This window comes from Vibrio cionasavignyae (assembly GCF_050337155.1).
Classification (GTDB): domain Bacteria; phylum Pseudomonadota; class Gammaproteobacteria; order Enterobacterales; family Vibrionaceae; genus Vibrio; species Vibrio nomapromontoriensis.
In genome coordinates, this window is the sequence record NZ_JAKJSR010000024.1 from 39,591 (window position 1) to 65,185 (window position 25,595).

At 46.3% G+C, this 25,595-nt stretch carries 17 protein-coding genes; 10 read left to right on the forward strand and 7 right to left on the reverse strand.

Annotation, left to right across the window (positions count from 1 at the left end):
- Positions 1–233: 233 nt before the first annotated feature.
- The gene (priA, locus tag L4D74_RS18900; RefSeq protein ID WP_428753983.1) at positions 234–2,435 is read right to left on the reverse strand and encodes a primosomal protein N'; all 2,202 of its coding nucleotides are present in this window, start codon (positions 2,433–2,435) and stop codon (positions 234–236) included.
- A gap of 280 nt (positions 2,436–2,715) precedes the next feature.
- On the opposite strand from priA, the gene rpmE reads away from it, so the two are divergent.
- Both rpmE and L4D74_RS18910 read left to right on the forward strand, forming a co-directional pair.
- Complete coding sequence (gene rpmE / locus L4D74_RS18905) at positions 2,716–2,931, forward strand: 50S ribosomal protein L31 (protein WP_265676727.1); 216 nt, start codon at positions 2,716–2,718, stop codon at positions 2,929–2,931.
- A gap of 354 nt (positions 2,932–3,285) precedes the next feature.
- Positions 3,286–4,548, forward strand: a complete 1,263-nt coding sequence (locus L4D74_RS18910) for a malic enzyme-like NAD(P)-binding protein (protein WP_428753985.1) — start codon at positions 3,286–3,288, stop codon at positions 4,546–4,548.
- 152 nt (positions 4,549–4,700) lie between these two features.
- Here the strand turns inward: L4D74_RS18910 and metJ are convergent, their stop codons facing one another.
- Positions 4,701–5,021 (reverse strand): met regulon transcriptional regulator MetJ, encoded by a 321-nt coding sequence (metJ, locus tag L4D74_RS18915; RefSeq protein ID WP_250617880.1) that lies wholly within the window; start codon positions 5,019–5,021, stop codon positions 4,701–4,703.
- A gap of 249 nt (positions 5,022–5,270) precedes the next feature.
- Between metJ and L4D74_RS18920 the strand changes: the two genes are divergently transcribed.
- The 3 genes from L4D74_RS18920 to metF all read left to right on the forward strand — a co-directional run bounded on the left by L4D74_RS18920 (position 5,271) and on the right by metF (position 10,127).
- Positions 5,271–6,440 carry an O-succinylhomoserine (thiol)-lyase gene (locus tag L4D74_RS18920; RefSeq protein ID WP_428753986.1) on the forward strand — a complete coding sequence of 390 codons (1,170 nt, stop codon included), beginning with the start codon at positions 5,271–5,273 and terminating at the stop codon, positions 6,438–6,440.
- Positions 6,441–6,448: 8 nt separating this feature from the next.
- Entirely contained in the window at positions 6,449–8,875 is a 2,427-nt protein-coding gene (locus tag L4D74_RS18925) for a bifunctional aspartate kinase/homoserine dehydrogenase II (protein WP_428753988.1), read from the forward strand.
- Between the two features lie 358 nt (positions 8,876–9,233).
- A complete protein-coding gene (metF, locus tag L4D74_RS18930; protein ID WP_265676731.1) occupies positions 9,234–10,127 on the forward strand; it encodes a methylenetetrahydrofolate reductase in 894 nt (297 codons plus the stop codon).
- A gap of 157 nt (positions 10,128–10,284) precedes the next feature.
- On the opposite strand, the gene L4D74_RS18935 is transcribed toward metF, so the two are convergent.
- The 3 genes from L4D74_RS18935 to argE all read right to left on the reverse strand — a co-directional run bounded on the left by L4D74_RS18935 (position 10,285) and on the right by argE (position 15,296).
- Positions 10,285–10,824 (reverse strand): PadR family transcriptional regulator, encoded by a 540-nt coding sequence (locus L4D74_RS18935; protein ID WP_265676732.1) that lies wholly within the window; start codon positions 10,822–10,824, stop codon positions 10,285–10,287.
- A 386-nt stretch (positions 10,825–11,210) separates the two neighbouring features.
- Entirely contained in the window at positions 11,211–13,844 is a 2,634-nt protein-coding gene (ppc, locus tag L4D74_RS18940; RefSeq protein ID WP_428753989.1) for a phosphoenolpyruvate carboxylase, read from the reverse strand.
- A gap of 312 nt (positions 13,845–14,156) precedes the next feature.
- On the reverse strand, positions 14,157–15,296 hold the full coding sequence (argE, locus tag L4D74_RS18945; protein ID WP_428753991.1) for an acetylornithine deacetylase: 1,140 nt from the start codon (positions 15,294–15,296) through the stop codon (positions 14,157–14,159).
- A 155-nt stretch (positions 15,297–15,451) separates the two neighbouring features.
- Here argE and argC point away from each other — a divergent pair, with 155 nt between their 5' ends.
- The 4 genes from argC (at position 15,452) to argH (ending at position 20,742) form a co-directional block, all read left to right on the forward strand.
- Complete coding sequence (argC, locus tag L4D74_RS18950) at positions 15,452–16,456, forward strand: N-acetyl-gamma-glutamyl-phosphate reductase (RefSeq protein WP_428753992.1); 1,005 nt, start codon at positions 15,452–15,454, stop codon at positions 16,454–16,456.
- A 25-nt stretch (positions 16,457–16,481) separates the two neighbouring features.
- The gene (argB, locus tag L4D74_RS18955; RefSeq protein WP_428754068.1) at positions 16,482–17,276 is read left to right on the forward strand and encodes an acetylglutamate kinase; all 795 of its coding nucleotides are present in this window, start codon (positions 16,482–16,484) and stop codon (positions 17,274–17,276) included.
- A gap of 106 nt (positions 17,277–17,382) precedes the next feature.
- Positions 17,383–18,603 carry an argininosuccinate synthase gene (locus L4D74_RS18960; RefSeq protein WP_428753994.1) on the forward strand — a complete coding sequence of 407 codons (1,221 nt, stop codon included), beginning with the start codon at positions 17,383–17,385 and terminating at the stop codon, positions 18,601–18,603.
- Between the two features lie 264 nt (positions 18,604–18,867).
- Positions 18,868–20,742 carry an argininosuccinate lyase gene (gene argH, locus L4D74_RS18965; RefSeq protein WP_428753995.1) on the forward strand — a complete coding sequence of 625 codons (1,875 nt, stop codon included), beginning with the start codon at positions 18,868–18,870 and terminating at the stop codon, positions 20,740–20,742.
- A 213-nt stretch (positions 20,743–20,955) separates the two neighbouring features.
- Here argH and L4D74_RS18970 read toward each other — a convergent pair whose 3' ends face one another.
- Complete coding sequence (locus tag L4D74_RS18970) at positions 20,956–21,684, reverse strand: glutathione peroxidase (RefSeq protein WP_428753997.1); 729 nt, start codon at positions 21,682–21,684, stop codon at positions 20,956–20,958.
- Positions 21,685–21,846: 162 nt separating this feature from the next.
- Between L4D74_RS18970 and oxyR the strand changes: the two genes are divergently transcribed.
- Positions 21,847–22,728: a DNA-binding transcriptional regulator OxyR gene (oxyR, locus tag L4D74_RS18975; protein ID WP_428753999.1), complete on the forward strand. Its 882-nt coding sequence runs from the start codon at positions 21,847–21,849 to the stop codon at positions 22,726–22,728.
- A gap of 192 nt (positions 22,729–22,920) precedes the next feature.
- Here the strand turns inward: oxyR and L4D74_RS18980 are convergent, their stop codons facing one another.
- Positions 22,921–25,557, reverse strand: coding sequence for a penicillin-binding protein 1A (locus L4D74_RS18980; protein WP_428754000.1), 2,637 nt, complete (start codon positions 25,555–25,557; stop codon positions 22,921–22,923).
- Positions 25,558–25,595: the final 38 nt, after the last annotated feature.

The following is a 25,595-nucleotide window of genomic DNA, read 5'->3' on the forward strand; positions in this document are numbered from 1 at the left end:
TTTCTTGTTATGCCATTTTACTGAGTTTTTAATCAACGAATTGTCGTCAATTAACTAGGATGGCTAGGATAAACAAAGCGAATAAACAGGTCTTGATTATCATGACGCATTAATGGAAATTATTCATTTCCAAACAAAAAGTTACGGTCCATTTAACAGAAATTGCATCATAGTTGTGAAGTGTATCACATCTAAAGCTGGTGATATTTTTAAAAGTAAACGTTTGCGATGGTCTAGCTAAGGTCTTGCGGCTCGATATCCATCGACCAGCGCACTTTTTTCGCTAATGGTAATTGAGAGATCACCGGCTTCGCACTGGAAATGATGTTTTGCATCACGCTACGTGACGGTACCTGCAAAATCAGTTGCCACCGTGACTTACCCGCTCGTTTGGCGATAGGGGCTGGGGTTGGACCCAGTACCAGGCAGCTATTATCAAACAGTGGATGCGCTTCAAGGGAGTAGCGAACCTGACGTAGAAACGTCTCCACATCTGCGGGGTTATTGGCTTCACAACGGATTAACGTAAGGAAGCTAAATGGTGGCAGGTGTGCCTGTTTTCTTTCTTGCAGAACGGTATCGGCAAAGTGTCGGTAGTCCTTGTTGAGTAATGACTGCAGTAAAGGGTGATCGGGGTGGTGGGTCTGCAGTAAGACTTCTCCTGGTTTGCTGGCGCGCCCAGCTCGTCCAGCCACTTGAATAAATAGCTGTGCTAAGCGCTCTGACGCGCGAAAGTCGCTGCTATAAAGTGATCCGTCTACATCAAGTAACGCAACGAGCGTGACGTTGGGGAAGTGGTGTCCTTTGGCCAGCATTTGCGTACCAATAAGGATTTGGTATTCGTTTTTCTTTATCGCATCTAGCGCTGCTTCAAGGCTGCCTTTTCGGCGCGTACTGTCTCTATCAATTCGAATGGTTTTGTATTCAGGAAACAGCTCGCCGAGTTGAGATTCCAATTGTTCAGTGCCTACACCGACTGTAACCAGTTGATGCGAGCCGCAGCCTTGGCATTGGTGGATAACGGGGTGTTGGGAGCCGCAATGGTGACAACGAATTTCATTGCTGGCCTGATGATAGGTGTAATAGGCATCACAGCGTTTGCATTCGGCGATCCAGCCACACTCATGGCACATTAAAGCCGGGCTAAAGCCTCGTCTATTGAGAAACAGCATTACTTGATTGCCAGCGTTTAAATGGCGACGCAATTGCGCAATCAACGGTGCGGAAAGCCCGCTTTCTAAATACTGACCTTTTACATCGATTACTTTATTAGTGGTGGGAACCGCAAGCCCTGCACGTTGACTCAATACTAAGTGGTGGTATTTACCACTTAACGCATTTTGCAGCGTTTCTAATGACGGGGTTGCAGAGCCAAGAATAATCGGGATCTGTGCTTTGTTGGCACGCATAACCGCCACATCGCGGGCATGGTAGCGTAGGCTGTCCTGCTGCTTATAAGAGGTGTCATGTTCTTCATCAACAATAATGATACCAAGATCCGCAAAGGGCGTGAGTAATGCCGAGCGTGTGCCGATAACAATACCCGCGACTTTATCTCTGGCGCTGAGCCAAGCATTTAAGCGTTCGGTATCATTAAGCCCTGAATGGATGACTTCTACGGGCACATTAAAACGCTTACGAAAGCGGTTTATCGTTTGTGGCGTTAATCCAATTTCTGGTACCAGTACGAGAGCTTGTTGGCCTCGTTCAAGCACGGGTTTGATCATATTTAGATAGACTTCTGTTTTCCCAGAGCCTGTCACGCCTTCTAGTAAGTAGCAGCCAAAGTCGGTTTGGCTGTTTACCGAGGCAATCGCGATAGCTTGTTCTTCATTGAGTCGAAGGTCGGGCGGAGTATTGGTCAAGTCGCTTGGCCACTTGAACGTTGGCGCCTGTTTTTCATGAGAGCGAACCCAACCTTTCTCATCTAGTGTTTTTAGCACTGTGCTGCCGATGTCATTATCTAATAGCGCTTGATGCGAACAGGGGCCACTTTCTAGAAAATGCATCGCTTTGGCTTGTTTAACGGCTCGGCCAAAACCATGCATTAATTGATTTTTGCCCGCTTCTGTCAACTGCCACTCAACGGTGGTGGCAAACTCAGCGGGTTTGCCTTTTCTCAGCGCCGCCGGTAGAGCGTTGTGTAACGTATCGCCTAATGGGTGCTGGTAATAAAGGCTGCACCAAGTAATAAGTTCGTATAAAGGTTGTGACCAAATCGGACGGCTATCAAGCGCGGCTTTTATCGGCTTGAGTTGGTCAATGGGAAAGTCCGACTGATGACTGAACTGAGTCACAATACCGACGAGTGTTTGACGTCCAAACGGCACAGATACGCGCCCTCCCACCACTGGAAAGAGGTGAGTAGGAACAATGTAGTCGAACTGTTTATCTAGTGGCACGGGTAGTGCGACACGAGCAACGTTTGGGCGCATAGTAAAATCGGTATTGATAAAATAGAGGGCTATTCTACCTAGCTATGTTGGGTTCGATAAACAGTTAATTGAATAAACTGAATGAAGCCACCTAAAGGTGGCGAAAAAAGTGGCAATTTTAGTTGATTCAATCTCGACTATTCATTACTATACTGCGCCTTGATGGTATGGCTTATTTGCTCCTTTGAGTGTAAAAAGCGGTAACACAGGTATTTTTTTCACTACGTGTGGTGTCCGGCAAAGATTCGGATAGCGACACGGCCTAAATTTGAGGTTTCCCATGAAAGTTGGTATCCACCCAGAATACAAAGCTGTAACAGCAACTTGTTCTTGCGGCAATACATTTGAGTTCAACTCTACGCTAGCGAAAGATTCAATTCACCTAGACGTATGTGACAAATGTCACCCATTCTACACTGGTAAGCAACGTATCGTTGATACTGGTGGTCGTGTTGATCGCTTCAACAAGCGTTTCGGCGCACTATCTAGCAAGTAATTATTTTACTTACGTAGATATAAAAAGGGCGCTTCGGCGTCCTTTTTTGTTTCTGTCATTTATCTTTGCTGTTTCTTTTTTCCCTTAGCTTGTCCCATCCCCTCTTTTATATCCCTTTAATGCATAGCGTGTTGTTATAGCTTGACTGACCACTAGTATAAATACCGATGTATCCGTTCAAAACTGCTGATAACTAGCGTAGTATGATTGGTTAAAGTTGCGACGCACTGAACATAACATGCGCGCGCTTGTCCCCCTTTTAGGCGAGCGAAATACGCTTATTAAGCGGGTTATACTAAAACAAGAAACCATCACACTCAGTCTTTCATACTCGAAAAAGCAGGATCACATACCATGTCCGATGACCACCAAATCGATGAATTCCGCCAACAAGCTCTGGATTATCATGCCTACCCAACCCCTGGGAAAATTGAAATCGCTCTAACGACTCCCGCAGATTCTGCCAAGGATCTTGCTCTCGCCTACAGCCCTGGTGTGGCTGAGCCGGTGCGAGAAATCGCGCAAAACGCGGAAAATGTGTATAAATACACGGCGAAGGGCAATATGGTCGCAGTGATTTCAAATGGTACCGCGATTTTAGGGTTAGGTAACTTGGGCCCGCTTGCTTCGAAACCGGTTATGGAAGGTAAGGCGTTATTGTTTAAACGTTTTGCTGGGTTAGATTCTATTGATATTGAAGTGAAGCATCGCACAATAGATGAGTTTGTGGATACGGTAGCGAATATTTCAGACACCTTTGGTGGTATCAACCTAGAAGACATTAAAGCGCCAGATTGTTTTGAAATTGAACGTCGCTTGATTGAACGTTGTGACGTGCCTGTTTTCCATGACGATCAACATGGTACGGCGATTGTCACTGCGGCTGGTATGCTGAATGCGATTGAGCTGCAAGGCAAAGAGCTAAGTGACGCTACGATCGTTTGTTTGGGGGCCGGCGCCGCCGCGACGGCGTGTATGGAGCTGTTGATCAAATGTGGTGCGATGCGTGAAAAGATCTACATGCTGGATCGTAAAGGTGTGATTCACACGCGCCGTGAAGGTCTAAACGAATATAAACAGATGTTCGCGAACAACACGGATAAGCGTACTCTTGAAGATGTGATTGAAGGTGCCGATCTTTTCCTTGGTGTATCGGGGCCTGATCTACTTCCTGCAGAAGCATTGACACTCATGGCAGAAAAGCCAGTTGTCTTTGCATGTTCAAACCCAGATCCTGAAATTAAACCAGAACTTGCCCATGAAGTTCGTGATGATCTCATTATGGGTACCGGGCGCTCGGACTACCCGAACCAAGTCAATAACGTATTGTGTTTCCCGTTCATTTTCCGTGGCGCACTAGATGTACGAGCCAGCGAAATTAATGATGCGATGAAACTTGCCGCTGTTGAGGCTATTCGTCAAATCGCCAAAGAGCCTGTACCTCAAGAAGTATTGGATGCGGCTGGTGTCTCGGCGTTGTCATTTAGCAAAGATTACATCATTCCAAAACCAATGGATCCACGTTTGTTACCGCGAGTAGCAAGAGCGGTAGCGGTCGCGGCAGTAGAGTCCGGCGTGGCAAGAATTGAAATGCCTGAAAATTATATGACTGAGTAGCTCGTTGAGACTTTGGAGATAGTAGGGTTTGGGGATATTAGGGCTTTGGGAAAAAAAGTACCTAGCTCCTAGAATTTGCTTCAAAAAAAACGTTGCTCGAGAGGGCAACGTTTTTTTTTTCTTCCTAGGTATTAGGACCCAGTTTCTAGATTTTATTCTTCATCAAACGCTTCGAACTCAATCCCCATCGCCGTCATCATCGCTTTTACTTCCGTAGGGATATCATCTGGGCGGTCTTTTCTCAGGTCTTCATCGGTCGGTAGTGGCTGACCGGTATAGGCATGCAAAAACGCTTCACACAATAATTCGCTATTGGTAGCATGGCGTAGGTTATTGATTTGGCGGCGAGTTCTTTCATCCGTCAATATCTTTAGCACTTTTAACGGAATGGATACCGTGATCTTCTTAACCTGCTCACTTTTCTTGCCGTGCTCCGCGTAAGGGCTAATGTATTCGCCATTCCAATCTGCCATTGCACACCTTCGTTTATTGATCGTAAATTTGTTTAATAAGAAAGGTGCAATTTTAGCGGCATTTACTGCCATAAGCAAAGACATATAGACGTCTAGAAGTGTTGACGTCTCACAAAATGGACAGTAAAGTGGGGCTTAGTTTAACGGACTGTTAATTTTTTCAAAGATTGATGCTTTTCCCTGTCGGTTCAAGCATGATGAAAACCCTATTTAGTCTTCACTTTGCGCGCGTTAATAAAGGATGTTTCTATGAGCAATCGGAAGCCAGCGACCATCGCGGTACGAACGGGTATCGAGTCAGATACTCAACACCACGCTGTCGTACCCCCTATCTACCTTTCTACCAATTATGGCTTTCCTGCTTTCGGCGACGTGCCTAAGTACGATTATACCCGTTCTGGTAATCCCAACCGTGGTTTGCTAGAGCAAGCATTATTTGAGTTGGAATCAGGCAAAGGGGCGGTGGTGACCAATTGTGGGACATCCGCATTGAATTTGTGGGCATCGGCATTTCTTGGGCCTGACGATCTTATTATCGCGCCACATGACTGTTATGGCGGCTCTTATCGTTTGTTTAATACTCGCGCTCAAAAAGGCGATTTCAAGGTTCAGTTTGTCGATCAAGGTGATGATGCGGCATTAGATGCGGCGATCGCTAAAAAGCCGAAGCTTATTTTACTTGAAACCCCCTCTAACCCGCTAGTTCGCGTGGTGGATATTGCTCGAGTATGTGAAAAAGCCAAACAAGTTGGCGCGCTGGTGGCCGTTGATAACACCTTTTTGACACCGGTATACCAAAAGCCTTTAGAGTTGGGCGCAGACTTTGTTATTCATTCAACCACCAAGTATATCAATGGTCACTCAGATGTGATTGGCGGTGTGGTGATCACCAAAACCGAAGAGCATGCCGAAGAGTTGGCGTGGTGGGGCAATTGCATTGGTGCCACGGGTACACCGTTTGATAGTTACATGACGCTACGTGGCATTCGTACTTTAGGCGCGCGTATGCGTGTTCATGAAGAGAGCTCACAAGTGATTCTCGATTATTTGCAAAATGAAGCCTTGGTGAAAGTTATCTATCATCCAAGCCTACCAGAGCACCCAGGTCACGAGATTGCTAAAAAGCAGCAATCGGGCTTTGGCTCTATGTTGAGCTTTGAATTTGCCGGTAGCTTTGAGCAACTCAAGTACTTTGTTGGTCAACTTGAGCTATTTTCTCTTGCTGAGTCATTGGGCGGCGTGGAAAGTTTGATTTGTCACCCTGCTTCTATGACCCATCGCGCAATGGGTGAAGAAGCGCTTGCAGAGGCGGGCGTGTCACAACAACTCTTGCGTTTGTCTGTAGGCTTGGAAGATGCGCAAGATTTAATTGAAGACTTACAACAGGCTTTTGATAAAGCAAGAACGTTTGAAGGGTAACGACGGCAATGAGTAATACTAACGTACCAACAACGAAGCAATTACATAAATTTGGTGGCAGCAGTCTTGCTGATCCTGAGTGCTATCGCCGTGTGGTATCGATTCTAAAAGATTATTCTCACTCTGATGACCTTATTGTGGTGTCGGCCGCAGGAAAAACCACTAACCGTTTAATCGACTTTTTAGACGCGTTAAACAAAGACGGTCGCGTGGCTCATGAACATCTCCAAGCGTTACGACAATTTCAATTGGAGTTGGTTGAGGCGTTGATTGAAGGTGAAGATGCCGAGGCGTTACGCGCCCAGCTAGCGGATGAATTTAGTGCACTAGGTGAACAAGTTGCGCCATTAACCGAAGCTCAAAAAGCCGCCGTGTTAGGTCATGGCGAGGTGTGGTCCTCTCGATTGCTAGCTGCATTGTTGAGACAGCATGATTTACCGGCCGTCGCGCAAGATGCCCGCGCATTTTTGCGTGCTGAGTTTGGCGCTCAGCCTGAGGTGGATCGCGCTCAATCCTATCCACTGATCAAAAGTGTTTTAGCTCAGCATGCGCATCACCGTGTGGTGATTACTGGCTTTATGGCACAAAACAGTGATGGCGAAACGGTGTTACTGGGTCGCAATGGCTCGGATTATTCGGCGACCGTGATTGGTGCGTTAGCGGAAGTGGCGAGCGTGACTATTTGGAGTGACGTGGCTGGTGTCTACAGTGCTGACCCTCGAGTGGTGTCTGATGCGTGTTTGTTGCCGTTATTACGACTAGATGAAGCGAGCGAATTGGCGCGTCTAGCGGCGCCAGTATTGCACAGCCGTACCCTTCAACCCGTGGCGCAAAGCACCATGGATCTGAACTTACGTTGCAGTTATTTACCTGAATCTGGATCCACGCGAATTGAGCGTGTTTTGGCATCAGGTCGCGGTGCCAAAATTATTACTTCATTAGAAGAAGTGCTACTCATAGAGTTGTCATTTGGTAACGGTCATGATTTCGAACGTGCCAAAGCGGAAGTATTAAATGGCTTAAAGCGAGCGCAACTCGAACCGTTAGCCTTTGAAGCGCAGGCCGACCAATCGCGTTTGCGTCTAGCGTACACCCCAGAGATTGCCTCAGGGACGCTCAATGAATTGCAAGATTTGGCGATTGAAGCGGAAATTAAGCTGAAAGAAGGCTTTGCCATGCTTGCGGCGGTTGGCGCTGGTGTGACGAAAAATGCCAATCATTGCTTTGGCTTTTACCAACAGTTGAAACACGCTCCGGTGGAATTTTTCTGTGAAGCGGATTCAGGCCTGAGTTTAGCGGCTGTACTGCGTCGATCCGATGTGATGCCGATGGTGAAATCGGTTCATACTCAACTCTTTCAAGCTCAGAAGCGTGTTGCCGTTGCCTTATGTGGTAAAGGTAATATCGGTTCTTCATGGTTAGAGCTTTTCAAGCAGCAAAAACCTGAACTCGAAAAACGTCGCGGCATGAGCTTTGATCTCGTGGCGGTGGTCGACAGTCAAAGCTATTGGTTTGATGAAAACGGTCTGGATGAACTTACCGTGCTCGAGCGTTATAAAGATGAAGCGATAGCCCATGAAGGCGATCGCTGGCTCAAGCAAATTGCCGCACTGCATGGTTATGATGAAGCCGTCGTACTGGATGTGACGGCGAGTCCAGTACTGGCACAAAAATACGTATCCATTGCAGAACATGGCGTTCATCTGATTTCTGCAAACAAAGTTGCGGGCTCAGCACCAAGTGCTGATTATCATCGCGTGCAAGATGCTTTCGCGAAAACTAGCCGTCATTGGCTATATAACGCGACCGTAGGTGCGGGTTTACCTATTAACCATACCGTGCGTGATTTGCGCGAAAGTGGTGATGATATTGTGGCGCTGTCGGGAATTTTCTCTGGCACCTTATCTTGGTTGTTCCAGCAATTTGATGGCAGCGTGCCATTTGCTGAGTTAGTCGACTTAGCGTGGCAGCAGGGGTTAACTGAACCCGATCCTCGCTCGGATTTAGATGGCTCTGATGTGATGCGAAAACTGGTTATTTTGGCTCGTGAGTCGGGCTTGGATATTGAACCCGATAGTGTTGTGGTTGAGTCTTTAGTTCCAGAGGCACTACAAGAGCTGACACTGGATGGTTTCTTTGAGCAGTCTGGGTTACTGAGCGAATTGCTTCAAGAGCGTCTAGACAAAGCACAGAGAGAAGATAAGGTGCTACGCTATGTGGCGCGCTTAGATCGCTTTGGTAAGGCTCGTGTCGGCATTGAGGCGCTATCTAAAGAGCATGCGCTTGCTAACCTTTTGCCGTGTGACAACATTTTTGCGATTGAAAGCAAGTGGTATAAAGATAACCCATTAGTGATTCGAGGTCCTGGCGCAGGACGAGAAGTGACGGCGGGAGCGATTCAGTCGGACTTAAATTTAATATCGAGTTTCTTCTAAATCCGGTGTTGCTGCTTCTCAATAGGGAGTTGCTTCTCCTAAATTGATTGTTGCTGTTTCTAAATTAATTGTGCTACTTCTAAATTAATTGTTACCTCTGTTCAATCCCCCCTTTTATTTTCGTATACAGGGGGGATTTTGTTTCTAACGTCACGCATCTTCAATTTCCCTAACGTTCAACATGAAAAAAATTCATTGTGATGCTATTGACTTTAAATGCCATTCATTTCATTCTACAGACATATAGACGTCTAAACGTCAAAAAATTACAAATTTAGATTTATCACTTTTAATGACAGACAGGTTTTAGTCTAAGGTTGGCTGGGATAACCAACTTTGGCAATTTAGGGAGAGAACCATGGGATACACGCATGCTGGGCACATTGATGCCTTAAACCAAAATATTGCTGAGCTTTCGGACAATATTAATGTTTCTTTTGAATTCTTTCCGCCAAGCACACCGAATATGGAAGAGACGCTTTGGAAGTCTGTCCATCGTTTGAAAGCGCTTAAGCCTAAGTTTGTTTCTGTAACTTATGGCGCTAACTCAGGTGAGCGAGATCGTACGCACTCCATCATTAAAGAGATAAAAAATGAAACGGGTTTAATCGCTGCTCCTCACTTAACGTGTATTGATGCTTCTCGCAGCGAGCTGATTGATATTGCTGATGACTACTGGGCGAATGGTATTCAGAGCATTGTCGCTTTGCGTGGTGACATCCCAGAAGGCGGCGGTCAGCCGGATATGTATGCTTCTGATCTAGTTGAGCTACTTAAGTCGCGTCATGATTTTGATATTTCGGTGGCAGCCTTTCCGGAAGTACACCCAGAAGCCAAAAGTGCTCAATCTGATTTGCTGAACCTAAAGCGTAAAATTGATGCGGGTGCTAACCGTGCGATTACTCAGTTTTTCTTTGATGTTGAGAGCTACCTTCGATTTCGTGACCGCTGTGTGGCCGCTGGCATTGATGCTGAAATCGTTCCAGGTATCTTGCCGGTGTCTAACTTTAAGCAAGCGTCTCGTTTTGCGGCAATGAATAAAGTAAAAGTGCCTGGCTGGATGCAGAAGCAGTTTGAAGGTCTAGATGATGACCCAACAACGCGCCAGTTAGTGGGAGCAAGCCAAGCGATCGATATGGTTAGAACGTTGAGTCGTGAAGGAGTAAAAGATTTCCACTTCTACACGCTTAACCGCTCAGAGATGACGTATGCACTTTGCCATACATTAGGTGTGCGTCCACAAGGGGCATAGTGCACGTAAGCATTGCCAATTAATCGTAGAGTCATTGGCAAAAGTAGGTAGAAAAACAATAAAAAAGCGCGGGATGCAAATCCAGCGCTTTTTTTGTTTTTAGTAGCCTAGGCTTAAAGGCGTTGACCTAACCAAGTACTAGCTTCAAAGCATTGCATTAAGCGATAGCTTCAAGCTCAGCCAGTGTCTCTTCTGCCCAGTCTAACCAAGCTTGACGTGAGAATAGGTTACGACGCAGTGTTAGGCGCTCTAAACGAGCATGAGTATCTAGCGTGCTTGGTGTTGCGTAGTACGCCGCTTCAATTTCACGGTAGTGCGCAACCAGCTTTTTAGAGTCTTCAATCAGCTCTTCTAGTTGTAGACGAAATGCGGCTGAAGGTTGAACCGCACAGGCTGCGAGTTTCGCTGAGAACTCGTCACGGACTGTAGGATGAACGGTTGGTTGTTCAAACCAATCACTGAGGGTTCCACGTCCAGATTCGGTAATGGAGTACACCTTACGATCAGGCTTGCCGTCTTGTGGCTCTAATTTGCAAGTCACAAGACCTTTGTCTGCCATTTTGTTTAATTCACGGTACACCTGTTGGTGGCTCGCTTTCCAAAAATATCCGATGCTTGCAGAAAATTCCTTAGTGATGTCGTAGCCAGTCGCGTCGCGAGTGCTTAATACAGTAAGGATAACGTGTGGTAGTGACATGATAAAAATCCAGATCAATAACTTAATAGTAATTATGGCGCTTGTTACCGTCATCTAAGTTGTGACGCGGCCAAAGCTAACGTTCATCAGTTGAAAAGTTAGAATGGTCTTGTGTAAGAAGCATGGTCTGTGTGGTTAACACAGTCGCCTTTATAAGCCTTTGTCACCTAGGAGGTTGTATGAACACACAACCCATGTCGCCGATAGTTACTTTTATTATTTTTATCGGACAACAGGATTTAATTATATAGAACTTTATAAGCATTAAGTGGAATAGAGGCTGGTATCACTAGAAAAGAACTAACAAAAGACTCAGTAAGGCGCTTTGGCAAAATAAAAGGCCGCAAAATGCGACCTTTTGTCTTTATTTTGAAATATTACACTGCCTATCCGGTGTTTCGCATGCCGGCTGCGATGCCAGCAATGGTCACCATAAGCGCTTCTTCTAGCTCAGTTTCTGTCTCTTCGCTCTGACGTGTGCGATAGAGAAGTTCGGCTTGCAGCATGTTGAGGGGCTCAACATAGGTGTTACGTAGACGAATAGACTCTTGCCCCCAAGGGTCACTTTGCATGAGGTGATCGTTATTTTCTACGTTCAGTACCGCTTTAATATCTTGCTGCAGTTGTGCGCGTAGTTTGTCGCCTAATGGTAGTAACTCTGGGTCAGCCAAACGTTGGTCATAGTAGCGTGAGATTTCCATGTTGCACTTGGTGTACACCATCTCTAGCATGCCTAAGCGAGTAGAGAAGAATGGCCACTCGCGGCACATTTCTTCTAACAGGGCTTGATGACCTTTATCGATAGAGTACTGAATCGCTTCACCCGCGCCTAACCAGGCAGGAAGCACAAGACGGTTTTGGCTCCAAGAGAAAATCCATGGGATAGCGCGTAAGCTTTCTACACCGCCGTTAGGGTTACGCTTTGCAGGGCGAGAGCCTAGTGGAAGTTTACCCAGTTCTAGTTCCGGCGTCGCTTGACGGAAGTAAGGAACAAAGTCTGGTTCATCACGAACAACACGACGATAGGCATCACAAGAGACTTGCGACAACACTTCCATGAGATCGCGCCAATCTTGTTTTGGCTTCGGCGGCGGTAGCAAGTTTGCTTCTAGGATCGCACTGGCATACAGGTTGAAACTGTTAATAGCAATTTCAGGGAGTCCGAGTTTAAAGCGGATCATTTCGCCTTGCTCAGTGACTCGTAGACCGCGTTTTAGACTCTTTGGTGGCTGGGATAATAGTGCGGCATGTGCAGGCGCACCACCACGACCAATCGAACCGCCACGACCGTGGAAGAGGGTGATTTCAATGCCTGCTTGTTCGCTGACTTCAACCAGAGATTCCATTGCACTGTATTGCGCCCAGCCTGCGGCCATCACGCCTGCGTCTTTCGCCGAGTCAGAGTAGCCAATCATCACCATTTGGTGATTTTGGATATAACCACGGTACCAATCAATCTCAAACAGCTGCTTCATTACCGCTTCTGAGTTGTTTAAATCTTCAAGCGTTTCAAACAGTGGGCACACATCCATACGGAATTTACAGCCACACTCTTGCAAAATTAGGTGAACCGCTAGAACGTCTGATGCAGTGCGCGCCATTGAGATGACGTAGGCACCAAAAGCATCACGTGATTGAGAGGCAATAACACGACAAGTATCTAACACTTCTTGTACAGATTCTGACGGCTCCCAGTCACGAGGTAGTAGTGGACGTTTAGAGCTGAGTTCGTTGATAAGGAAAGAAACTTTATCTTGCTCGCTCCATTGGTCGTAGTCACCAAGACCCAAATGACGAGTCAACTCAGAGATCACGTCTGAGTGGCGGGTGCTTTCTTGACGAATGTCCAAGCGAACCAGGTGAACGCCAAAGGCTTTCACGCGGCGGATAGTATCAAGAAGTGACCCATCAGCAATAATGGCCATGCCGCTTTCGCGCAGTGATTGGTAACACGCTAATAGGGGTTCCCACAGCTGTGCACTGTCTTCAAGAATCGGCTTGTTTGGCACATCTTGGTGATTGATTTGCGCTTCCAGTACTTCCAGCGTATTCACCAGCAACTTACGGACTGGTTTTAGAATCGCTCGGTAAGGTTCGTGTTGCTCACCTGCAAGATCTCTAACGTGGTCGTTACATTTCACCATAGACAGCTCAGTGATGAGCTCTTGGAAGTCTTGTAGGTAAAGTTCTGCTGCTTTCCAGCGAGAGAGTAGCATGACTTCACGAGTAATCTTGTGCGTTACAAACGGGTTTCCGTCGCGGTCGCCACCCATCCATGAAGAAATATGCACTGGGCGAGCATCAATGGGTAATCCTTCACCTAAATAGTTCTTCAGGCGATCATCCATTTCACGTAGGAATTCAGGAATGGCCTCCCATAGGGAGTTTTCGACAACGGCAAAGCCCCACTTAGCTTCATCAAGCGGGGTTGGGCGTTGCTGGCGAATAACATCAGAGTGCCAGCTTTGCGCGATAAGTTGCTCTAGGCGGCGCTCGATTTTGCTGCGTTCTTTATCTGATATTTCACTGAGTTCAAGCTTAGAGAGACACTCGTTGATTTTCACCAGTTTATTGATCATGGTACGACGGGTGATTTCTGTTGGGTGCGCGGTCAGTACCAATTCGATATTAAGATCGCGAACCGCTTGTGCAGTATCAAGCTTGCTGATGTTTTCTTGGCTTAATTTCGAAAACAACGTATAGATTGGGTCGGGTTCACAGACATCAGCCTCACAGCTTCGTGAGATCGTATGATATTGATCGGCGATGTTGGTGAGGTTTAGGAATTGGTTAAATGCACGAGCGACTGGCGTTAATTGCTCATTAGGCAGGCTTTTAATCTCATCGATTAAAATCTCACGATCGGCCTCATTGCCTGCACGTACAACGGATTTGGAAAGTTGACGAATTTTTTCAACTTTCTCTAAAATCGCCTCTCCGTGTGCTTCCTTGATGGTATTCCCCAGCAAGTGCCCAAGCATCCTAACATTGCTTTTCAATGGGGCGTATTTTTCGTTCATAGTCATCCTGCCTTGTAATTTAACTACATCCATTATTCCGTTTCAGCTTAACAATCTAGCGAAAAATGCTAGGCGTAGTCAAATAAAGTAATCCATGTTTGCAATAATCGCATTGGAATGAAAAGCGCACGCAAACCTTTAACTGCTTAATGTAGCATGCCTTTTTTCATAGAATTCGTTATTGATTTAGGGTAATGATTTTGTTGATTGTTGCGACGCTGAAGTGTTGCTGAATAATTGTACAGCAACACCCAGCCAATCGGCAATGTTGAAAATTTATTACATTGTGTGAGTGAATTGAGTCAAATTTCGTTACTCAAAGCAATACTTATTGATGGCTTTAGCAAGAATATTGATGGTTGGGTCGACAAAGTCTAGGCTAAGAAACTCATCGGGCTGGTGCGCCTGATCAATCGAACCAGGGCCTAACACCAGAGTTGGGCACAACGCCTGTAAAAATGGCGCTTCAGTACAGTAGTTCACGGTGTCTGATGGCGTGTCACATAAGCGCTCCATACCACCAACAAAAGGATGTTGATGATCGCACTCATAGCCTGGAATTGGTTCATGCAGTGCGGTGATGGTTAAGCGCCCTGGCCACTTTGCTTCCACCTCTTTCAGCGCACTTCTTAGCATGTTGTCTAAGCCATCCAGGCTGATTCCTGGCAGTGGGCGGACATCGTAATGTAATTCGCAGCAGCCACAAATTCTATTCGCGCTATCACCACCGTGGATGTGGCCGAGATTCAGTGTGGGACTAGGGATAGCGAATCCAGGGTGGTGATACTCTTTCACCAATTTATCACGCAGTGTCATCATCGCGTACATCACTTCGTGCATGATTTCGATGGCGTTGACACCGAGTGCAGGATCAGACGAGTGACCTGACTTACCTGTGACTCTGATGGCGTTTGCGACGTGCCCTTTGTGTCCGCGGATAGGCACAAGGTTAGTGGGTTCACCAATAATGCAATAATCTGGTTTGAAGGGCGCGGTGTCGGTAAAGTGACGCGCACCCAGCATGGTGGTTTCTTCGTCACAAGTGGCGAGAACATAGAGGGGCTTGGTTTGTTTGCTCCAGTCGATTTTTTTCACGGCTTCATAAATAAAGGCAAAGAAGCCTTTCATATCCGCCGTGCCTAGGCCGTAAAAGCGATTGTTTTTTTCTGTGAGGTCATGAGGGTTGAAGCTCCAGCGTCCTTCATCAAAAGGCACGGTATCACTGTGACCAGCTAGAAGCAGTCCCCCTTCACCTTGGCCTTTTTTGGCGATCATATTGAATTTGTTCGGTTCCACTTCTTCAACTTCGACCTCAAAGCCAAGATCTTTCATCCAGGTGGCCAGTTTTTCTATGACTTTTTCGTTGCCGTGATCCCAGCTTGGGTCAGTCGAACTGATAGAAGGGGTGCTGATTAGGCCCTTGTAGACCTCTAAGAACGTTGGCAATTGCATATTATCTTCACTTCTACTGTTGACAGATTAACTATAAGACGGTAAAACACATATTAAATCAAAATTAATGAATAAAAAATCATTTATTGACTGTTTTTTTAGATTTATAGTCAATGGTTGATATGTTCAAGTCTAACGGAAATGGATGTAGATAGATGCTAAAAACCACCATTATTGGCGCCACCGGTTACACAGGAGCAGAACTGGCTCTGATGGTCACGAAACACCCGGAGCTTACGCTATCAGGTTTATACGTGTCCGCCAATAGTGTCGATGCAGGTAAATTGGTTTCACAGGTACACGGCAAATTAGCAGGCATAGTGGATGACGGTATCCAACCGCTTGTCGATGTCGACAAAGTCGCCAGTGAATGTGATGTGGTGTTTTTAGCAACCGCCCATGAAGTGAGTCACGACTTAGCTCCAATATTTCTTGAGCAAGGTTGTCAAGTGTTCGATTTATCTGGTGCGTACCGTGTGAAAGGCGATGATTTCTATACCACGTACTATGGTTTTGAGCATCAGCATGCTCAGTGGCTTGATAAAGCCGCCTACGGTCTCGCTGAATGGAACGCTGCGGACATTCAAGCGGCGCAGCTGGTGGCAGTGCCTGGTTGTTATCCAACGGCCTCGCAGTTGGCGATTAAACCACTTGTTGAATCGAAATTGATTGATACGCAAGTTTGGCCTGTCATTAATGCCACAAGTGGTGTAACTGGGGCTGGTCGTAAAGCGACAACAGGTAATAGTTTTTGTGAAGTGAGCTTGCAGCCTTATGGATTGTTTACCCATAGACATCAGCCTGAAATGGCGACGCATTTGGGTTGCGAGGTGATTTTTAACCCGCACTTAGGCAACTTTAAACGTGGTATTTTGGCAACAATTACCATGAAGCTAGCGGATGGCGCCACGGCGGAACAAGTACAACACGCCTTTGAGGAAGCGTATGCCGACCAACCTTGTGTACGCATTAAAGGTGACACGATTCCAAGAATTCAAGACGTAGAGAACACGCCGTTTTGTGATATCGGTTGGAAGGTACAAGGTCAACATATTATTGTCGTATCGGCGATCGATAATCTACTAAAAGGCGCGTCAAGCCAAGCGATGCAGTGCCTAAATATTAAAAACCAATTTTCCCAGCTGACATCGCTGGTATAGGGCGAGGAGAGGAAGCATGAGTATGATGGAACAACAATCTACGCCATTACCATTGGTGATTAAATTAGGCGGTGCGGCACTTTCTTGTACCAAGACGTTGAATCAACTGTTTGTAGCGATTTCAAACTATAAAAAACAAGCTCAACGCGACATCGTGATTGTACATGGCGGCGGCTACCTTGTTGATGAACTGATGCAGAAACTTAATCTGCCAACAGAGAAGAAACAAGGGTTGCGCGTGACTCCTTATGATCAAATCCCGTTGATTGCTGGTGCCCTTGCGGGGACGGCGAACAAATTACTGCAAGGTGACGCCATTAAAGCGGGTTTAAATGCAGTGGGTTTAAGTCTTGCAGATGGCGGCCTATGTGAAGTGGTCGAACTCGACCCTGAACTTGGTGCCGTTGGCAATGCCAAACCAGGAAACCCTGCGGTATTGCAAGCCATCTTAAAAACAGGTGCGCTACCTATTATTAGTTCGATCGGCTTAGACAACCACGGTCAACTAATGAATGTGAATGCCGACCAAGCAGCGGTTGCGGTTGCGGGCGCTCTGGATGCAGAACTCGTGTTACTTTCTGATGTGAGCGGTGTATTGGATGGGAAAGGACATTTATTACCAAGCCTGACTCAAGAGCAAGCCGATGCCTTAATTACCGGGCATGTGATTACTGACGGCATGATTGTGAAAGTTCAGGCGGCGTTGCAGGCCGCCAGTGAATTAGGTCGACCTATCGAAGTCGCCACATGGCGTTACCCAGAAAAATTAAATGATTTGTTTGCAGGTAAAAGCATCGGTACACAATTCGTCCCGAATTAAGACTGAGTGGCCATTCGCCGCGCAGTAACATGAATAAAGAAAAAACTATATTTAAAACCCGAGATACTGACCGCCAATTCAGGCTCGGACATTAGGAGAAAGAACCATGAGCAAGAAAAGCGTAAAGAAAGTTGTTGTAGCCTATTCTGGCGGTCTTGATACTTCAGTGATCATTCCGTGGCTAAAAGAGAATTACGACTGTGAAGTTGTGGCGTTTGTCGCCGACGTGGGCCAAGGTGAAGAAGAGCTTAATGGCATCGAAGAAAAAGCCAAGGCATCAGGTGCTTCTGAATGTTATATCGCTGACCTAAAAGAAGAGATGGTTGCTGAGTACATTTACCCAACACTAAAAACGGGGGCGTACTATGAAGGTAAGTATCTACTAGGTACGTCAATGGCTCGTCCGATTATTGCCAAAGCGCAAGTGGAAGTGGCGCGTAAAGTTGGCGCGGATGCGTTGTGCCATGGTTGTACGGGTAAAGGAAATGACCAAGTACGTTTTGAAGGTGCGTTTGCTGCGCTTGCCCCTGATTTACATGTTATTGCGCCATGGCGTGAGTGGGATCTGGTGAGCCGTGAAGAGTGTTTAGACTATCTAGCTGAGCGTAATATCCCGTGTAGTGCTTCATTAACTAAGATCTATTCTCGTGATGCTAACGCATGGCATATTTCAACAGAAGGCGGCGTGTTAGAAGATACTTGGAATGCGCCAAATGAAGATTGCTGGGCGTGGACCGTTGACCCTGAGCAAGCACCAAATGAATCTGAAACGGTGACACTACAAGTTGCTAAAGGTGAAGTGGTTGCGGTCGATGGTGAAACGATGACGCCATACAATGCGTTGGTTTACCTTAATGAAAAGGGTGCTAAACATGGCGTTGGTCGTATTGATATCGTTGAGAACCGTTTAGTAGGCATGAAGTCTCGTGGCTGTTACGAAACTCCAGGTGGCACCATCATGATGGAAGCGTTGCGTGCTGTGGAGCAATTGGTTCTGGATAAAGCGGCGTTTGAGTTCCGTGAAGAGTTGGGTGTGAAAGCTTCTCACCTTGTTTACGATGGTCGTTGGTTTACACCGCTTTGCAAATCAATTCTTGCCGCAACGGAAGAGCTTGCGCAAGACGTAAATGGCGAAGTGGTTATCAAGCTTTACAAAGGTCAAGCGACGGTGACTCAGAAGCGTTCAGACAACAGCTTATACTGTGAAGAATTTGCGACCTTTGGAGAAGATGAAGTGTATGACCAAAGCCATGCCGAAGGCTTCATCCGTCTTTACTCACTTTCAAGCCGTATCCGCGCATTGAATGAAGTGAAGAAAAATAAATAATAAAGTGTAGAAAAACAAATAATGCCAACATAGGCGATTTGGATTAAGGTAAACCCACTTGCAGTGCAAGTGGGTTTCTTGTTTTATAAGGATAAAGAAAACAAGAATATGGAATTGCGGTGAATAATTATGTGAAATAAGTGAATTTTTACTTTATTTTCTTTTTGATTTGCCGTAAGTTGAACCTATCAAAAAAACAAACTGACTTTGATTAGATTCCATCGTTAGACAAGCAGTGAATACCGAGCAGTTAGGAGAGTGACAATGGCATTATGGGGCGGAAGATTTACCCAAGCAGCAGATACGAGATTCAAAGACTTTAATGACTCATTACGCTTTGATTATCGATTAGCTGAGCAAGACATTGTCGGCTCAATTGCTTGGTCTAAGGCACTGGTTTCAGTGGATGTATTAACCGTTGATGAGCAGCAAAAGCTGGAATTGGCGTTGAACGAGCTGAAACTTGAAGTGATGGAAGACCCTGAGCAGATTTTACGCTCCGATGCGGAAGATATTCATAGCTGGGTTGAACAGCAACTGATCAGCAAAGTCGGCGATTTAGGCAAAAAGCTGCACACAGGCCGTTCACGTAACGATCAAGTGGCGACTGACCTTAAATTGTGGTGTCGCCAGCAAGGGCAACAGCTTTTAATCGGTTTGGATAGACTACAAACCCAAATGGTGGATGTGGCGAGAGCACACCAAGAAACAGTACTGCCTGGTTATACGCACCTTCAGCGTGCTCAGCCGGTGACATTTGCTCATTGGTGTATGGCTTATGTGGAAATGCTTGAACGTGATTACTCTCGTTTGGAAGATGCCATTAAGCGTTTGGACACTTGCCCGCTGGGTTCGGGTGCACTAGCGGGTACTGCTTATCCAATGGATCGTGAAGAGCTAGCACATAACTTAGGTTTTCGTCGTGCGACGCGCAATAGTCTAGATTCTGTTTCCGATCGTGACCATGTGATGGAGTTAATGTCGATCGCCTCTATTTCGATGTTGCATCTTTCTCGTCTCGCAGAAGATATGATTTTTTATAATTCAGGTGAATCTAACTTCATCGAATTGGCAGATACGGTAACCTCTGGTTCATCGTTAATGCCACAAAAGAAAAACCCCGATGCACTGGAACTGATTCGTGGTAAAACCGGGCGTGTTTACGGTTCGCTTGCGGCGATGATGATGACGGTAAAGGCATTACCACTGGCATACAACAAGGATATGCAAGAGGACAAAGAAGGCCTGTTTGATGCGCTCGATACATGGAATGATTGCATGGAAATGGCGGCGCTTTGTTTCGATGGCATCAAAGTGAATGGTGAGCGTACGCTAGAAGCGGCGAAGCAAGGTTACGCCAACTCGACAGAGCTTGCTGACTACTTGGTAGCAAAAGGTATTCCTTTCCGTGAAGCACACCATATTGTCGGTGTGGCGGTTGTCAGTGCGATTGCTAAAGGCTGCGCACTAGAAGAGCTCTCCATTGCTGAGTTGCAAGAATTCTCGCCAGTCATTGAGCAAGATGTTTACGATATTCTGACCATTGAAAGCTGCCTTGAGAAGCGTAACGCTTTGGGTGGGGTCGCACCTCAACAAGTCGCGTACGCCGTGGACCAAGCTGAGAAACGTCTAAGCTCTCGAGATAACTCGGCGGTGAAAGTTCGCTCAGCTCGTCTAACCGACATTGATGCACTAGAAAGCATGGTGGCATATTGGGCAAACCAAGGTGAGAATTTACCAAGAAACCGCAATGAGTTAGTACGTGATATTGGCTCCTTTGCTGTCGCAGAGCACCATGGTGAGGTCACAGGTTGTGCTTCCTTGTATGTGTATGACTCAGGGTTAGCCGAAGTTCGTTCTCTAGGGGTTGAAGCTGGCTGGCAAGGTCAAGGTCAAGGTACCGCGATTGTTCAGCACTTAGTTGAGAAAGCCCGTAAGATGGCAATTAAGAAAGTCTTTGTACTGACGCGTACCCCTGAGTTCTTTATGAAGCATGACTTCATACCAACATCGAAGACGTTATTGCCTGAGAAAGTGCTAAAGGACTGCGATCAATGCCCAAGACAACATGCGTGTGATGAAGTAGCGCTAGAAGTGAACCTAGCAGAGCAAATTATCGCAAAAATGAATGTCGCATAAGTTATTGAAAGGTATGTATTTAATAAAAAGATCGAAAAAGTTTTAAAAAAAGATCATTTTTAAGGGAACAAATGAGAAAAAGCCCGGTCTATTAAAGTACCACTGCTTTTTCTTAGAAGAATCTAAGAAGGCCCCAAGTCAGATTTGACTTTGGGGCTTTTTTCTTTTTAGCGTTCTAGAAATGAGGCGCTATCCACTCGATAAGCAAAGTCACTAGCCTAAATAGGCTTCTAGCTCTTCGCTTCCACCAATGTGCTTACCACCAATAAACACTTGCGGTACGGTAGTGCGACCACTTACGGCGCGTAAGGTAACCGTTGTTGCATCTTTACCCAATACAATTTCTTCGTATTGCAGGTTGTTATCAATCAAGTTTTGTTTCGCTTTCATGCAAAATGGGCAACCTGGTTTAGAGAAAACAGTAATGGACTGTTGTGTCTTGTGATCTGGTGCGATGTACTTAAGCATTGTATCCGCATCTGACACTTTGAACGGGTCGCCTGGCTCATTTGGTTCGATGAACATTTTTTCTACTACGCCGTTTTTAACCAGCATGCTGTAGCGCCATGAGCGTTTGCCAAATCCAATGTCATTTTTCTCAACTAACATACCCATACCATCAGTAAAGTCGCCGTTGCCGTCTGGGATAAAGGTGATGTTTTCCGCTTCTTGGTCCGCTTTCCATGCATTCATCACGAAAGTGTCGTTGACCGATACACAGACGATTTCATCTACGCCATGTTCTTTAAACACTGAAAATAGTTCGTTGTAGCGAGGCAGGTGGCTTGATGAACATGTCGGCGTGAATGCGCCCGGTAGGCTGAATACGATTACCGTTTTATCTTTAAACAGCTCATCGCTTGTCAGGTTAACCCATGCATCGCCTTGGCGAGTTGGAAAGGTAACTTGTGGAACCGGCTGACCTTCTTTTGATGCAAACATAATGATGTCCTTAAAAATTCGCAAATTGAAACTGATTAATAATTCGTAGTGAGCTTAGCTTGTACTGCTCTGTTTCGTTGGGATCATTATCAAAAAAACACGTTGATAGTTCCAATCGTTTGTTGTTATGGTATCGATAGTTATTTTCTATCTGGGATCGCAATGAATATTCGAGACTTTGAGTACTTAGTCGCGCTAGCTGAGCATAAGCATTTTCGAAAAGCCGCAGAGGCGTGCTTTGTTAGTCAGCCTACATTAAGTGGGCAGATACGCAAACTGGAAGATGAAATTGGTACGTCATTGTTAGAGCGCAGTAGTCGGCGTGTGTTGTTCACCGATTCTGGTTTGCAGCTAGTCGAGCAAGCTAAGCGTATATTGAAGGAAGTCAAAACCTTTAAAGAGATGGCTGCTGGGCAAAGTGGTGAAATGACGGGACCGATGCATATTGGATTTATTCCTACAGTTGGGCCCTATTTATTGCCGAAAATTGTGCCAAAACTCAAAGAGGCCTATCCGGAACTCGAGCTTTTTCTTCATGAGGCGCAGACTCATCAACTGGTTCGGCAGTTAGAAGAAGGTAAGCTTGACTGCCTCGTTTTAGCATCAGTTGCTGAAACGGCGCACTTTAAAGAAATTGAAGTGTATAACGAGCCACTGAGCGTCGCGGTACCTTGCGGCCATGAATGGGCCGATCAGCTTGAAGTTGATATGCATGAGCTTGAGGGGCGTACAGTATTGGCGTTAGGAGATGGACATTGCCTGCGAGATCATGCTCTTGGTTTTTGCTTTGCGGCGGGAGCAAAGGATGATGAACGCTTTAAAGCGACCAGCTTAGAAACGCTTAGAAACATGGTGGCAGCTGGAGCTGGCATTACCTTGCTTCCTGACCTTTCATTGCCTAAAGAGCGTGAGAAGGATGGGGTGTGCTATGTCAGAGCGGTCAACCCAACGCCTTCAAGAAGTTTGGTGTTAGCGTATCGTCCGGGCTCACCGCTACGAGTTCGATTCGAAAAAATAGCGGCGGCGATCGCCAGCTATTTATAGCTGGTCTGATTCAGCACGTCAGACTAACTTTGCTTGGTGCGCTCATTCGGCATAGCGTACTAATTCGGCATAGCGTACTAATTCGGGATGTGCACTAATACGGGATAGTACAAAAAAAGCCCTCTGAAAGAGGGCTTTAATGATGACTTGCCAAAGATTAGTTTTGGCGGTGTCTGATGAAATACATCATCGCTAAAACAGGCTTTCCCCTTCCGAGGTATCACTGGAGTACAAAGTATCCGTGAGACTTTCTTGAACGTATTCTTTTGGTTCAGTGCCAATCTCAAAGTACTCAAACATAGACGATGAATCGGTTTTGTTTGATAGTAATCCTGAGTCACGATCAATACGCACTCGAGATATCCCATTAGGGATAGCTTTGGAAGCTTGTGGTTTGTCATCCAGTGCAATACGCATGAAATCGACCCATGCCGGTTGTGCCGTTTTTGCTCCTGCTTCCGCGCCCGTGATTTGTTCTTTGCCTAAATTACTGTTGGTTGTGGTTCGGCCGAGCTTTCTTTGGTGATCATCAAAACCAACCCAAGCAGTCGCCACAATGCCTGGTCCATAACCGTTGTACCACGCATCTTTTGAGTCGTTTGTCGTCCCTGTTTTTCCACCAATATCGCGACGTTTTAACACTTGAGCTCGCCAACCCGTGCCGTTCCAACCAGTACCATCACGCCAGTTTCCACCGCCCCAAATGTTGCTATACATCATTTCACGAGTGAGGAATGCCGTTTGCTCAGAGAGAACTTGTGGCGCGTAATTAGGCTCGTTTGTATTAACATCTTCCTCATTGAAGTTGGCCATGTCGATTGGCTCAAGCGCTGTTGCATTCGTCGCTTCTTCAATACTCGGAGCAATGTCATCACTATTTGATGTGAATGTCTCGGGTGTTGGCACTTGTGAACAGCCAGTTTGGCAAATGACATTCGGGTGCGCTTCATACTCAACCTTACCAAATGGGTCTTCTACTCGGCTGATGTAGTAAGGTTCAACATAGTACCCCCCATTAGCAAAGACCGAGAAACCTTGCGCCATTTGAATGGGCGTTAAGCTTCCCGCGCCCAGTGCGATCGTCTCTGAACGTGGCACCTTGGTTTTATCAAACCCGAAACGCGTTAAGTACTCACGTGTATCATCCAGTCCGACCTCACGCAGTACACGGACAGCCATAACGTTTTTAGACTGGGCTAGGCCGATACGAAGTCGAGTTGGGCCGGTATACGTCGGAGGTGAATTTTTTGGACGCCAAGCGGTGCCTGCACTCTTGTCCCATTTGTTAATTGGTGCATCATTCACCAAGCTTGCCAGTGTCATGCCTTTATCAAGCGCTGCAGCGTAGATAAATGGTTTGATACTAGAGCCGACTTGACGGACAGATTGTGTCGCACGGTTAAACTTGCTGTGAACAAAGTTGAAACCGCCCACTAGCGAAAGGACCGCGCCATTTTCTGGATTGATTGCGACAAATGCAGTGTTGGCATTGGGCACCTGACTTAAACGCCATACGATGGCTTTTTCTGGAGCCACTTCTGCGTTTTCTGTTGGTTCAACATCAGTGACGTCTTCAAGAGCATCAATGTGGCTTGCGCGTACCCAGATTTGTTCGCCGACTGCGGTTACGTCACCTGCTGATTTCGGTGCGGCACCTTGGCGGTCATCGGTTCTGAACTTACGAGCCCATTTGATGTTATCCCAATCTATGGTTTGCTCTTGGTAACCCTTCACCCAAACCTTAATAGATTTGGCGTTAACTGCAGTGACAATGGCAGGACGCAGTTCACCATAAGTTGGTTGTTTACGTAGGTACTTTGTCATGTCTTCAGTTGACATCGCTGGCTGGTTCGCCTTCCAAACTACTTTTTCCGCACCACGATAACCGTGTCGCTCATCGTAGGCCAAAAGGTTGTTGATGGCAGCAGTGTGCGCGGCTTTTTGCAATTTAGAATCTACCGTCATAGTGATGCGCATACCGGATTCGTAGGCATCCTCACCGTAACGATTGACCATCCATGCTCGAGCGATTTCAGCGACGTACGGCGCTCTTAGTTCGATTTCAGCACCATGGTACTGCGAAATAATTGGCTCTTCTCGGGCTTCATCGAACTGTGCTTGAGTGATGTACTTTTCACTTAGCATTCGAGCAAGTACTACATTTCGACGATGAGTGGCGCGCTCGATTGAGTAGATTGGGTTCATGGTTGACGGCGCTTTGGGCAGTCCGGCGAGAACGGCAATTTCACTTAGCGTCAACTGATCAAGATCACGGCCAAAATACGCTTGAGCGGCAGCGCCAAACCCGTAGGAGCGGTAGCCAAGAAATATCTTGTTAACGTATAGCTCCATGATCTCTTGCTTGCTTAGCAGCTGCTCAATATGCACGGCAATGAAGATTTCTTTCACTTTCCGCATAATTTTCTTCTCATTAGACAAGAAGAAGTTACGGGCTAGCTGTTGAGTAATAGTACTCGCGCCCTGTGACGCGCTACCAGAAGCAATAACGGCCACTGCAGCTCGAGTGATACCAATAGGATCAAAGCCAAAGTGGTCGTAGTAACGACTGTCTTCCGTTGCGATTAATGCATGGATTAAATCCTGCGGGATTTCGTCATAGGAAAGCGGGATGCGTCGTTTTTCGCCAAATTGTGCGATCAACTTCCCGTCTTGGCTATATACCTGCATTGGGGTTTGGAGCTGAACGTCTTTCAGTGTTGCGACGTCAGGCAGTTCTGGTTTTACGTAGTAGTAAAACCCAAAAATTGTACTCACTCCAAAGAGTATGCAAATAAATGCAAATACCAACAGTCTCTTTATGAACTTCACCGGAGATTCCCTGATTGATTAAGGTTATGGGTAGGCAG